The organism is Bifidobacterium sp. M3-N-101, from assembly GCF_023656805.1.
Classification (GTDB): domain Bacteria; phylum Actinomycetota; class Actinomycetes; order Actinomycetales; family Bifidobacteriaceae; genus Bifidobacterium; species Bifidobacterium breve.
Window position 1 is genome coordinate 1 of record NZ_JAMOKQ010000014.1, and the last position, 12,294, is coordinate 12,294.

General features: G+C 55.1%; 11 protein-coding genes and 2 pseudogenes. 7 read left to right on the plus strand and 6 right to left on the minus strand.

Annotated elements, in window-relative coordinates; translation table 11 throughout:
• Positions 1-140 precede the first annotated feature (140 nt).
• A pseudogene (locus NBH12_RS10435) lies at positions 141-437 on the plus strand (IS3 family transposase); the annotation flags it as partial.
• Between the two features lie 15 nt (positions 438-452).
• Here NBH12_RS10435 and NBH12_RS10440 read toward each other — a convergent pair.
• The 6 genes from NBH12_RS10440 to NBH12_RS10465 form a co-directional block, all read right to left on the minus strand.
• Positions 453-734 carry a hypothetical protein gene (locus NBH12_RS10440; protein ID WP_236714504.1) on the minus strand — a complete coding sequence of 94 codons (282 nt, stop codon included), beginning with the start codon at positions 732-734 and terminating at the stop codon, positions 453-455.
• Positions 735-980: 246 nt separating this feature from the next.
• Entirely contained in the window at positions 981-2,351 is a 1,371-nt protein-coding gene (locus NBH12_RS10445; RefSeq protein WP_003833035.1) for a hypothetical protein, read from the minus strand.
• On the minus strand, positions 2,351-3,355 hold the full coding sequence (locus NBH12_RS10450; RefSeq protein ID WP_003827823.1) for an ABC transporter permease: 1,005 nt from the start codon (positions 3,353-3,355) through the stop codon (positions 2,351-2,353). Before NBH12_RS10450 ends, NBH12_RS10445 begins: the two co-directional genes overlap by 1 nt.
• Positions 3,356-3,393: 38 nt before the next feature.
• Positions 3,394-4,914, minus strand: coding sequence for a sugar ABC transporter ATP-binding protein (locus NBH12_RS10455; RefSeq protein ID WP_233181092.1), 1,521 nt, complete (start codon positions 4,912-4,914; stop codon positions 3,394-3,396).
• Between the two features lie 2 nt (positions 4,915-4,916).
• Complete coding sequence (locus NBH12_RS10460) at positions 4,917-5,885, minus strand: ABC transporter substrate-binding protein (RefSeq protein WP_003833033.1); 969 nt, start codon at positions 5,883-5,885, stop codon at positions 4,917-4,919.
• 34 nt (positions 5,886-5,919) lie between these two features.
• Positions 5,920-7,002, minus strand: coding sequence for a LacI family DNA-binding transcriptional regulator (locus NBH12_RS10465; protein WP_003833030.1), 1,083 nt, complete (start codon positions 7,000-7,002; stop codon positions 5,920-5,922).
• Between the two features lie 225 nt (positions 7,003-7,227).
• On the opposite strand from NBH12_RS10465, the gene NBH12_RS11195 reads away from it, so the two are divergent.
• The 6 genes and pseudogenes from NBH12_RS11195 (at position 7,228) to NBH12_RS10490 (ending at position 12,243) form a co-directional block, all read left to right on the plus strand.
• Positions 7,228-7,443 carry an IS3 family transposase gene (locus tag NBH12_RS11195; RefSeq protein WP_003827819.1) on the plus strand — a complete coding sequence of 72 codons (216 nt, stop codon included), beginning with the start codon at positions 7,228-7,230 and terminating at the stop codon, positions 7,441-7,443.
• On the plus strand, positions 7,443-7,703 hold the full coding sequence (locus NBH12_RS11200) for a hypothetical protein (RefSeq protein ID WP_003827818.1): 261 nt from the start codon (positions 7,443-7,445) through the stop codon (positions 7,701-7,703). Before NBH12_RS11195 ends, NBH12_RS11200 begins: the two co-directional genes overlap by 1 nt.
• A 148-nt stretch (positions 7,704-7,851) precedes the next feature.
• Positions 7,852-8,307, plus strand: a pseudogene (locus NBH12_RS10475) (sortase); the annotation flags it as partial.
• Entirely contained in the window at positions 8,291-9,151 is an 861-nt protein-coding gene (locus tag NBH12_RS10480) for a hypothetical protein (RefSeq protein WP_014484423.1), read from the plus strand. The pseudogene NBH12_RS10475 and the gene NBH12_RS10480, both read left to right, overlap by 17 nt.
• Positions 9,142-10,554 (plus strand): DUF4032 domain-containing protein, encoded by a 1,413-nt coding sequence (locus tag NBH12_RS10485; RefSeq protein ID WP_003833025.1) that lies wholly within the window; start codon positions 9,142-9,144, stop codon positions 10,552-10,554. Before NBH12_RS10480 ends, NBH12_RS10485 begins: the two co-directional genes overlap by 10 nt.
• 177 nt (positions 10,555-10,731) lie before the next feature.
• The gene (locus tag NBH12_RS10490) at positions 10,732-12,243 is read left to right on the plus strand and encodes a UDP-glucose--hexose-1-phosphate uridylyltransferase (protein WP_003827813.1); all 1,512 of its coding nucleotides are present in this window, start codon (positions 10,732-10,734) and stop codon (positions 12,241-12,243) included.
• The last annotated feature ends 51 nt before the right edge of the window (positions 12,244-12,294 follow it).

Genomic DNA, 12,294 nt, shown 5'->3' on the forward strand with positions numbered 1-12,294 from the left:
AATCAAATGGGACAAGACGAACATAACCCGGAACGTTAAGCCGGGAAACCACATGGGACACGGCCAGCCACCAAGACCCCGAACCGTTCCCCGGCTTAACAACAAACCCGGCTTAATCACTGTTAAACCGACATCGGTTTAACAGTGACCGCGGCTGCCACTACCGGTGGCCGGAATGGATCCGCATCTGCACGGACAACAACCTGACGCGTTCGATGGGCGCGAAAGGCTGTTCTCCGGACAACGCGGCCGCGGAGGGGTTCTTCGGCCGTCTCAAGCAGGAGTTCTTCCACAGGCGCAGCTTCGCGGGCGTCTCGATGGACGAGTTCGTCGACATGCTGGACGGCTACATGGTCTGGTACCGGGACAAGCGCATCAAGACGGAGTTCGGCATGAGCATCATGGATCGTCGACGCGAGCTCGGTCTTGTGGCATGATCGGTGGTGATGGAATCAATGACGAGTCCAACAAAACGTCACCAGCCCCCCGAACCAAAACAACACACCCAAACACTTGACAATGTATAGGAGCATCAGAACACAGTCGGCGTCCCACCATCGTTTGATCTCGTACGCCCACCGGCGGCTCACGCCGTAGCGCCGGGCCGCGCCGGCCACGCTCTCGCCGTCGTTGATCGCGACGGCGAGAGCCTTGTTGCGCAGGTACTCGCTGCGTTGCGCCGAGGACGTGGTCTGATTGTCGCCGGCCGTGCCGGACTGCTGCCGTGTATCCATGACACCACAACAGCCGCCAAACCCATCGTCGTCAACCAAGCCCCGGAACACCCGTCAGCCATGCCCCAGGACATGCGTCAACTATCCGCTCGAACTAGATACAATGCCAAACCGGTCCTGCTAGACCAAAAGCACCTGACTAAAAATGTCAATCCGTCAAAACCATTAAATTTCAACGAAATTACACGTCTTTCAATCAATGCCCATTTCTCGGTTTAGCGGGACAAGCCGGTCACCGCACACCTTCTAAGAGAGACGGGGAGCCACCCTCACACCATCAAATCGTGATTCGTCAGCCCGATCCCGCCATTGATCTCCGAAAGGTCCGTATATGGTTCGAATCTTCGTTCCAATGGGCAATGCGGGACACTCATTTTCCCCATTGGTTCCCCAGTTGACCCATCCCGACTGTGGCCTTTGAACGATTTGGAACGCCCCCGAAGACTGCGTTGTCAACCATATCATGCATCGCCCCGTACGCGAGTCGAACTCGGCAGTGCAGGAGGAAGAGGCCGGAAAAACAGTCTGCTCTTCATGAGCTGACACGTCAATAGCATCTTTCGACACCACCCAAGGACGATCATTGAGATCAGAAGCACGATGCGCCAAAGATCTGACATGCCCCAACCTGCGATTTAAGGCTGAAGGCTCAATGGCATTCTCCCAATGAGAAAATAGACGCCAGTACAGGTCCCAATGAGCGTTTTCCAAATCCCTATCAAGTAGCTCCTTAAAGAAGGCAAAGCGTTCCGTAACTTCTGTTTCGTCGGACAATGTGCTTCGCACTTCATCCTTGAGGAACCCGGCATACGGATCGCCGCTACGATATGGGATGGGATTATAGGAAGCGAATCGATCGAACACCAGTTCTCCCTCGCCCCCCTCGAACTCATCTCCTACCGTGATTCGATCAACCACGCTCCTACCGTCAATTTCGGTTTCGAAATGATCCACGTCGTACACACGATCGAACAAGTCAAGATCACGGTAAAAAGTGAACGTGACAGTAAAGCGTTTGCCCTGGAGCTCCGGGAGCAGGCCATCCGGAATTCTGCCGGCCAGACGGTAACGGCTCATATTGGGACCGTTCTCGATCAGATCGACATCGGCAATGACATGTTCCGGAGGATTGATCAACCCGTTCTCCGGGGTAAAGAACGGACCATAGAAACCTCCGATGGCATTGTTACCGCTTGACAGCAGATCAACGTTTTCGGCTTTTGCCATGAAGTGCCGGATACCCCATTTCGACGCACCTTCGCCCATTCCGGTTCCGCGGCACATCTCGATAATGAAATATCCAGTATCCAGACGGCAGACGGCATCTTTCTCCTGCGTATCATCGTAAATACGAATGCCTTCCGGGATCACGTCTCCCGATTCAACATCTCGTACTGTAATGACTTCACCGTCGTGAGGAACGAGAATTCCCACATACACGGATTCTTTGCCATCTGATTCACCATTGACTCGCTGAAGAACTGAACTTTGCCCGAGGCTCGTATCTCCCCACAGAAGATCCTGCTTTAGATCGGCCGGAAGCTTTAATTCAACTGGCTGAGGCTTTTCAGCGGGCACCGGAGAAGAATTTGAGATGAGATACTCATACGTGGTCATCAATTACCTCCTTTCAAGGCCGGGGATAGTGTCGATCTACGTAGGAAACCAAACGAGAATGAATTCTGCTTCAGGCCATCAATCAGCACGGCAACGATAATCACCACGCCCTTGATGAGCTGCTGAGTGAAGAACGGAACATTCATCAGGACAAGGCCGGTTGTTAGCACGCCGAAAATCACTGCGCCGATAAATGTTCCAGAAATCTTGCCCTTACCACCAGCCAACGCCGTACCGCCAAGCACTGCGGCTGCGATGGCATCCATTTCATACCCATCGCCAGCTGTGGGTTGCGCGGACACCACTCGGGCTGCGAAAATGCATCCCGCCAGACCGGCACAGACCCCAGCAATCACATACACAGACAGCAAAACGGCTTTGACATTGATGCCCGCGAGCCTTGCAGCCTCGGCGTTGCCGCCGACCGCATACACATGCGATCCGTACTTGGTTTTATCGAGCACTACCCAGATGACCAAATAAACGATTATCATGATGATGAACGGAATAGGAATATTGAAGATATATCCGTTTCCGATCGCCCGGAACGAAAGATTGTTATCAACAATAGGTAGGCCACCAGTTATCGTGTAGGCCAATCCTCGCATAAACGTCATCGTACCCAACGTCACAATGAATGCTGCAAGCTTGCAGTAGGCGACCAGTACACCATTGATCAAGCCGATCACCGCGCCGATGAACATGCCCAGAATAACCGCAAGAATCGGGTTAAGCCCAGCCCGTGCGGCCAACACCGCCACACAGCCACTAACGGCGATGGTCGAACCAACAGACAGATCAATGCCCGTTGTAATGATCACCAAAGTCATTCCCGCCGCGAGGATGGCGCTAATCGAAATTGACCTTGCCACGTTAAACAGGTTGCTTACCGTACCGAAGTTCGGAGCATTGATCAGCATGAAGATGATCAACACCAAGAGCACGAACGGCATACCGACTTTCTCCCATGCGGATGCCAGGTTTATTTTCTTTTGCTTATTCATTGAAAGTCACCTCGTCATTGTCGTGAATTTCATCATGTTCAGGACCAAGGCGTTGCGGCTGAAGCACTCCAGTCGCGTAACCCATGATCTCCTCTTCTGTGGTTTTTTTTACTTTCCAGATTCGCCACAACGGATCCTTGCCGGATGACCAAGACGCGATCGCTGATGCCCAACACTTCGGGAAGGTCAGACGAAATCATCAGAATGGCTTTACCTTGCGCCGCCTGTTCTCCGATCAGTTCGTAGATCTCCCGTTTCGCACCAACATCAACTCCTCGAGTCGGCTCATCCAGGATCAGCACATCCGGGTTTCGCATCATCCATCGAGCAAATATGGCTTTTTGCTGATTTCCGCCGGACAGGTTAACGATGGGCGTTTGCTGCAGTCGGGACGCAATGTTGACCTTCTGCATCAGTTTCCCCACCGCTTCGCGAATCTTATGCTTTCGCAGCATGCCGAAACTCTCGAAACGTTCCAGCGTTGAAACGGAAATATTGTCTTCCACGCTTCGAACCGGAAAAATGCTCTGCACCTTGCGGTCTTCGGGCAAATATGCGACACCATGTTGGATCGCCATCTTAGGAGATTGGAATGCGACGTTTCTGCCTTTAAGACTCACTTCCCCAGAGAATCGCTTATCTGCACCGATAACACACCTGGCGATTTCCGTCCTGCCCGCACCGACCAAGCCAGACACGCCAACGACTTCACCCGCACGAACCTGCAACGACACGGATGGAGAATCCTGAGACAGACGAAGATCACGGACGTCGAGAACGACTTCTCCAGCGGAGCGCTCGTCGTGATCGTAGAGCTTCTCCACCTTGCGTCCCACCATCTTCGCCACGATCTCGCTCTGATCAACGTCGGCGATGGCAGACGTTGCCACGGTATGACCATCTCGAAGCACTGTGACACGGTCAGCCAGACGCCACACCTCCTCCATACGGTGGGAGATGTAAATCAGCCCTGTGCCTTCGCCACGCAGTTTCTCCACGATGTCGAACAGGCGCTCGGACTCGCCTCGAGACAGAGAAGCCGTTGGTTCATCCAGGATGAGGATCTTTGCCCGACTCGCTACAGCCTTGGCAATCTCCACCATTTGCTGTTCGCCAGTACCCAGCTCACCAAGAGGGACATCAGGATTAATGTCTGTACCGATGACGCTGAGCTTGCGAAGAGCATCCTCACGCATCTGTTTCTTGTCGACAAGCCCTGACCTGCCCTTGGGCTCGTTGCCCAAGGCAAGATTTTGCGCGACCGTCATAGTAGGAACCACGTTGAGTTCCTGATGGATAATTGCGATGCCAAGTTCAGAGGCTTGGCGGGGAGACGAGATATCAACATCATTCCCATTGACCACGATCTTCCCAGAGTCTCGCATGAGGTTGCCGGAAAGGATGTTCATAAGCGTGGATTTCCCCGCTCCGTTTTCTCCCATCAAGGCCAAAACTTCATGACCATAAAGGTTTAGGTTAATGCCATCGAGCACAGTGACACCAGAGAAACTCTTGGAAATGTCCTCCAGGCGCAAAATGGGTGCGCGATCCTGGTTCATGCTCACCACCCCTTGTATTCATTCACATTCTCGCGGGTGATCATCTCGCTAGGGATAAGAATGGTGGTCTCCTCCGGAGTCTCGCCATCCACCACTTGCTGTGCGAACTTGATGGCCTGACGAACCATCTCCGCAGGATTCTGCGTGGACATGCCCACGAACGGAGAACCAGCGCGCTTAAGTTCATCGACCCCTTCGGGGCTACCGTCCACACCAGTCACGATGATCTGATCGCTCCTACCAGCTTGTTCAACCGCCAGCGCAGCGCCCAAGGCGGACGGATCATTCATACCAAAGATGCCCTGCACGTCTTTGTTGGCCGTCAGCATATCTGTGGTCACAGAAAGACCTGTGGCTCGATCGTTCTTGGAAGCCTGCTGCCCAACCACCTTGATATCAGGATACTTCTCAATCGCCATCTTACATCCCTTAATTCGATCCGTAATGGTCTGGATAGGGGTGCCATCGACGATGAGGATATTGCCCTTGCCACCCAATTGATTGGCAAGGTATTCGCAGGAAAGCTCGCCAGCCTGGACACCATCCGTCATCACGATTGCGTCGGCACCCTTCGCCGGCGTATCAACAGCAACAACAATGATACCCGCGGCACGAGCACGCTCGATGGCCGGCTTCAGACCGCTCTCATCGACGGCGGAGACGATGATCAGGTCCACACCCTGCTCAATGAACGCCGAGATCTGGTTATCCTGAGTAGTCAGATCAAGCTGAGCATCCTGAACGTTCAGCGTAGCGCCAATCTTCTTCGCCTGAACTTTCGCCTCCCTATCCATGGCAGAGAAGAACGGATTGGACATATCCTGCACCATCAGGCCAATGCTCTTGATCTCCGTTGGCTTCGATGTCTCCCCGACCGCATTGTCGCCGTTGCTTACCGCGCTACAGCCGGACAACATCATTGAAGCCGCAAGCAAGGAACAAACAACAGGCATCATAAACGTTTTTTTCATGGTTTTCCTTTTCAACAAGACATGCGTCAACGCATCATCGCGTTAGGCACCCGCATGATTCTCTGACTTTCAGAGAAGATTTAATCATTCTGCGAACAGGCTTTGGCATCATCGTCGGCCCGTCTCCCTCACTCGCCTCCTTTCCCTCTTCAATCTGCTCCAACAGAAAGTTGGCTGCATTCACTCCAATTAAATGGCTGTTCTCCGCAACGAGAGTTATTCTCGGCGAAAGAAGATCTGACCAGGCAAAATCGTCGAAAGTCACCAATCCCACGTCAACTGGGATCCTTACCCCTCGCGTTTGAAACGCCGACATGACTCCGAGCAATATGGGATTGTTGCCAGCGATGACGACATCCGGCTCATAGCCCTGCGTGTCCATGAAGTTAAGCATGGTGGCACATGCATCTTTCTCATTGTTGCCGCATTCGATCACGCGAATCTCAGCTCCGGATTTCGTTGCGGCCGAAACCAAACTGCGTTCACGTGCATAACGGCTATTCCATATATCCGGATATATCGCAAGCAACCATTTACGGAACCCATGCTCGTTCAAATGGGCACCAAGTTGTTCTGCCGCATCAACGTTATCTGTCGTCACATAGGAGAAGCCATCACCTGAGTCTTCCTGAAGCACCCCCTCAACCTCAGGGGTTGAATCTACGAAAATCGTCGGTACCCCCCACCCTCTCAGCATTCTTCTACTGCGATCACTCAATCCTAGCGTTGAGATGATGCCGCCAGGACGGTTCTCGGCCACTCGTCGCAAAAGCGACGTCTCATTGTCTTCCTCATAGCGTCCATTAACAGCCAAGTCGGCGATGAAGAGACTTTCTTCTCTGCCTTGCAGGACGCTTTCTATACCGCTGATCAGATCGAGATAGTAGGAGTTTGACATACCCGCGGTCAGCAACGTAATCGAACGGTTGCGCCCCGTACGCAAATCTTGCGCCTTGCTGTTGGGGACATACCCCATTTCATCGGCAACCTTAAGTATCCTGGATCGAGTTTCTTGTGCGACTCCGCTTTTCCCGTTGAGCGCTCTGGAGATGACGTACACAGACAACCCCGTACGCTTCGAGATGTCAGTTATGGTTACAGCGTTCCTATTCATCATTGAATCCTAAACGTTTATTTTTTGTGATACATATTATCATATCGAAAAAAAGCGACACGCCGTGATATGGACTGATTTTGTTCCGTGTTTCCCCTAACTCGATGGGAGATGATGGAACCATAGCAAAGGGCACGAGATACACGCCGGAGTTCAGGGTGAAGGCCGTCAGACTGCTGACGGAATCACGCTCTTCGTATTCGCCGGAGACGAAGGCGAAGAGCGCAGGTGACGAAAGACCTGGGCGTGGCCCCGGAGACGCTGCGCCGTTGGTGCAACCAGGCGGACGCGACGGTCACGGCGGAGACGAGGCAATCGGCGCAGGAAGCGATGTCCGAGCTCAGGAAACCGCGCCGGGAGGTCGCCGAGTTGCGCCGGGCGAACGAGATATTGACGACGGCGTCGGCTTTTTTCGAGGCCAGGCTCGACCCGACACACCCCTGATGGTCGCCTACGTCGACGAACACAAGGGGCGCTTCGAGGTCGGGCCGATCTGCAGGGTCCTGTCGGAATCATTGGACTGCGGTTTCATCACGCCGCGCGGCTGCCGCATGTTCAAAAACAGGCCCGTGAGCCGCATGGCCGCGCGCCACGAGGACTACCTGGACGCGGTCGCCGAGGAACTCAACAACTGGCCCCGCAAAACCCTCGGATACATGAAACCCAGCGAGAAAAACATCGAATTACTCGACAGCACCAACTAACCTAAAACCAACAAAACAACACAGGCGTTGCAACCACCATTAGAATCCGCCAGGCATTCGATCTCAAGGTGCTTTCGGAAGGCAACGTGCTGTACGTGAACCTGTTCGGACTGAAGGTGAGCGTTGCTCTGTCCAAGGCTGATGGTGAATACTTAAAGACACGTATGCGTATCAGGTCGATAAGATCACTACCGTTCTGCCGACCGATACCAAACAACTGGCAATTGAGCCCGGCAAGGATTTGGTCACGCTCATCACTTGTACGCCGTATGCGGTCAATACGCATCGGCTGCTGGTGCGTGGCCATCGCATCCCATACGCGCCGTAGCAGCAGGATGACGCCAGATCCACGTTCCACGTGGACATTCCGCTGCAGTACTTGTTGCCGTCTCTTGCACTGATTGCCTTGCTCGTCGCATGGCATTTATGGCAGCGTCATGAGCGGCGACGCCGGCAGAGTGGGAGCGCCAAGGTCGCATCTGGTGATTCTGACTCTGCGGATATCGAGCCGGACGGTGACTTGCCTCCTCAGCCAGACAGTACAAATAACCAATCACATTCATCACGGCGGAAAGGACCGGGTAGACATGTTAGACCTGCATAGCGGAAGCGAGTATGGTGCGGCGCGCATTGCTGCCATGATTGCCGCCGCCGTTACTATCGTCCTCACTGTTCTTGCAGCCTTCGGCTCTATGGTGCCGTATGCGCAAGCTGATTCTTTCGGCGCTCTCACCATCAATGCCGTATGGGGCCGAGACACGGCTTCGCCCAAATTGCTTGCCGGCGATACCTATTCCATCGTGCGCGTCGCCACCGTCACAACGAACAATGATGGTAGCGTCTCCTCATATAAAACCGTCGGCGATTTTTCCGGCCTCACTGCCGATTGGGAACGCCTGACATCAAGTGAATATCACGATGCTGCCAAGAAGCTCGCTACGCACGCGGCGAAAAACAAGCTGTACCAGCATTCCGGCACCACTAACGTAGCTGGTCAGCTCACTTTCCAGAATCTGCCGCTCGGCCTATATCTGGTCTCCCGCACGAGCTCGGCGAAAGCCAACAAAGCATACGACTGTGATCCGTTCCTCATCTCGATTCCTGGCAGTGGAGACACATCCGCTGATCTCAACATCACAGTAGAGCCGAAATTTAGCACTGGAACTCCTGTTGTCCCGCCCGAAAATAACCCGAGCGAGGAGCCGGGCAATCCTGGCCTTATCGGTCGTACGGGTGCCGCCGTAGGCAGCATTGCCGCGGCAGCGGGGCTCATGTTACTTGTTGCGTTCATTTTGTTCAGATTGCGCATGAGGCGCCGCATACGGGACGTCAATTCGGCCGGCAAATCCCATACAGATGATTTATTCGTATGCGAGAATAACGCGCCGAAGTCGCCGCTCCTCGCTGCACTTCCCAAGCACCACGTAAAATCGAACACATGGAGTTGAACGATTTGCCCCAGATGGACCCGCGCGCGCTGAAGGCCACGTCCGTCAAAGCCGAAGACGAACATGCCAGTTCAGCTGAGCCGCAAGCATTGAAGATCACCGCCGCCAGCTCGAACCCGAAGATGTTCACGCTGCCCTGGCATAAGCCCCTGGCCACCTGGCCCGAGGACCTGCTGGCCAACCTGCCGCGAGGCATCTCCCGCCACGTGGTGCGTTTTGTGCACGTGGGCGACGAGGTGTACGCCATGAAAGAGATCACCCGTCAGGTGGCCGAGCGCGAGTATGAGATTCTGCGCCGACTGCAGAAGCTCGAGTTGCCGACCGTCACCCCGATTGCCGTGGTCACCGGTCGTCATGACCGCAACGGTGAACCGCTGGAAGCGATTCTGGTCACCCGTCACCTGAAGTTCTCACTGCCGTACCGCGCGCTGTTCGCCCGCAATCTCCAGCCGGATACTGCCGAGCGTTTGATCGACGCCCTTGCCGTGCTGCTGGTTCGCCTGCACTTGGCCGGCTTCTACTGGGGCGATGTGTCGCTGTCGAACGTCCTGTTCCTGCGTGATGCCGACGCGTTTTCCGCCTTCCTGGTGGACGCCGAAACCGGTGATTTGCAGGTGCAGCTCACCGACGGCCAGCGCGAATACGATATCGACCTGGCCCGCACCAACATCATCGGTGAATTGATGGATTTGGCTTCTGGCCGTCTGTTGCCGAGCGACGTGGACGAGATCGAGGTGGGCAACCGTCTGGTCGACCGCTACCACTCGTTGTGGAGCGCCCTGACCGACACCGACAAGTTCGGCCCGGATGAGATGTGGAAGATCGAGCAGCGCGTCAACAAGCTCAACGACCTGGGCTTCGACGTGGACGAGCTGGAGATGAAGACCGCCGAGGACGGCAAGCGCGTGCTGGTCCGCCCGCGTGTGGTGGATGCCGGTTACGCCAACCGCAAGCTGTTGCGTCTCACTGGTTTGGACGTGCAGGAGAACCAGGCCCGCCGCCTGCTCAACGATCTCGATGCCTACCGCGCCTCCACATGGCGTGACGGCGAGGAGCTCGAAATCGTGGCCACCGATTGGATGCGCGAAGTGTACGAGCCAACGGTTCGCATGATTCCGCGTGAGTACCGTTCGCAGATCGAGCCGGCGCAGTTCTTCCACGAGGTGCTTGACCATCGTTGGTTCTTGGCGGAGAAGGCCGGCCACGACGTGCCGATGGGCGAGGCTGTGACCAGCTATATCGAAAACGTCTTGCCGAACTATAAGCTCGATTCCAAGGCGCTTGCCGAACTCAACGAAGAGGCCGATTCCGGCGTCATCGATGATGAGACCACTTACGGCGGCCTGGACGACGACGGCTACAACCCCGACGACGATCCTGACGCGGCGGTGTGGAGCCATTAAGCGGATTTATATATTCGACCCTGTGAACCGCGCCCCGATTGTTGGACTGAAGTAATTCAGATTCGATGATCGGAAGGTGCGGTTTCTTATGTGTGTGGATCGCGTGTGCCGTTGACCGTGGGTCGTCTATAATTATTAATTGTTAGGGTAATTAACAATAAGCAGAAAGACGAACCAATGTCTCGCAACGAAGCAACAGACAACACCGTCAGCAGCCTGAACGACGTGTATGCCAGCATCGACGTACTGGTCGATTATGCCGGCAAGCATCTTAACCTTGACCCGCGCGATGCGGATTGGACCCGTAATCGCATTTTTGAACTGTTTGAGCTGGATTCGTACCGCCCGACCGGAGAGACCACAGACGACACCGCGCCGGACGAACTGTTGAGCCGCTTCCGCGAATCATGCGTTGCCGCCGGCCTATTCGAGCCTGAAGAAGGGCCGCGATACGCCGATGTGGTGATGGGTCTGCTGTCCGCCAGCCCGTCCGCTGTACAGGATCGGTTCGTGGCCGTTGAACAATCCAACGATGGTATGGAGGCCATGCGCTGGTTCTACGACTACAGCGTGGCCAACAACTACGTCAAGAAAGCCGTACTCGACAAAAATCCGCGCTTTGATTCGCATGGCGTCACCGTGACCATCAATCTCGCCAAGCCGGAATTCAAGAACATGAAGAAGGCTGCAGCCGGCAATAGCGTGGCGGGTGGCTATCCTTCCTGCACGATATGCCATGAGAACGAAGGTTTCGCGGGCCGTGACAAGCGTACGCTGCGCACAGTGCCGGTCACGCTGGGCGGCGAACCGTGGTTCTGGCAGTTCTCTCCATACGGCTACTTCCACCAGCATGGCATTTGCGTCAACACCGAGCACACGCCTATGCACGTTGACCGCGATACCTTCGGCCATCTGCTGGACTTCGTTGACCGATTCCCCGGCTACTTCCTGGGCTGCAACGCCGCTCTGCCGCGTATCGGCGGATCGGTGCTGGCTCATGATCACTATCAGGGCGGCGGCGAGCATCTGCCCATGCACAAGGCGGCCGCTTGGGCCACATTCCACATGAACGGCTATCCAGATGCCGTGGTTGAGATCCTCGACTGGCCGGGTACCGCCGTACGTGTGGTGTCTCGCAATCGCGATGCCATCGTGGAAATCAGCGATATGATTCGACTCGCTTGGCAGCAGTTTGACGATAGTGCAGCGAACATCGCCAGCCATGACGCGGATGGTAATCGTCAATCCGCTGTGTCTCCAAGTGCCATCATTACGGATCGCGGGTACGAGATGAGCTTGATTTTCCGCAACAATGCCGTCAGCAGCGAATACCCCGAGGGAGTGTTCCACGCGCATCCCGAATTCTGGCCGATCAAGCAGGAGCCTATTGGCCTCATCGAAGCGCAGGGTCTGTTCATTCTGCCCGGACGTTTGGTCGATCAACTTGCCCAGCTTGAGAACGCCTTGGCCGAGGGCCAGCCGTTACCCGCATCGGTGAGTGAGTTCACGCTGGAATGGGACGAGCTGACCGCCGCACTGAACGGCAATCGTGACCGAGCGGCCATTCATCAAGCCGTTCATGAAGAACTTGGCAGCGTGTGCGAGCGTATTCTCGGCAATACCGCCGTGTTCAAAACCAAGGAGCAGACGGTCGCGTTCCTCGCTGAACTTGGGCTTACCCGGCAGTAGTCGGCCCAGCGCTGATAAACCGCAGCGCTATTTTCCGATATTTGAGGAGAG

Excerpts from the sequence above, each read along its gene's own strand:
- NBH12_RS10440 (WP_236714504.1), bottom strand. The coding sequence starts at position 734 with ATGGATACACGGCAGCAGTCCGGCACGGCCGGCGACAATCAGACCACG.
- NBH12_RS10445 (WP_003833035.1), bottom strand. The coding sequence starts at position 2,351 with ATGACCACGTATGAGTATCTCATCTCAAATTCTTCTCCGGTGCCCGCT.
- NBH12_RS10450 (WP_003827823.1), bottom strand. The coding sequence starts at position 3,355 with ATGAATAAGCAAAAGAAAATAAACCTGGCATCCGCATGGGAGAAAGTC.
- NBH12_RS10455 (WP_233181092.1), bottom strand. The coding sequence starts at position 4,914 with ATGAACCAGGATCGCGCACCCATTTTGCGCCTGGAGGACATTTCCAAG.
- NBH12_RS10460 (WP_003833033.1), bottom strand. The coding sequence starts at position 5,885 with ATGAAAAAAACGTTTATGATGCCTGTTGTTTGTTCCTTGCTTGCGGCT.
- NBH12_RS10465 (WP_003833030.1), bottom strand. The coding sequence starts at position 7,002 with ATGATGAATAGGAACGCTGTAACCATAACTGACATCTCGAAGCGTACG.
- NBH12_RS11200 (WP_003827818.1), top strand. The coding sequence starts at position 7,443 with ATGGTCGCCTACGTCGACGAACACAAGGGGCGCTTCGAGGTCGGGCCG.
- NBH12_RS10480 (WP_014484423.1), top strand. The coding sequence starts at position 8,291 with ATGTTAGACCTGCATAGCGGAAGCGAGTATGGTGCGGCGCGCATTGCT.
- NBH12_RS10485 (WP_003833025.1), top strand. The coding sequence starts at position 9,142 with ATGGAGTTGAACGATTTGCCCCAGATGGACCCGCGCGCGCTGAAGGCC.
- NBH12_RS10490 (WP_003827813.1), top strand. The coding sequence starts at position 10,732 with ATGTCTCGCAACGAAGCAACAGACAACACCGTCAGCAGCCTGAACGAC.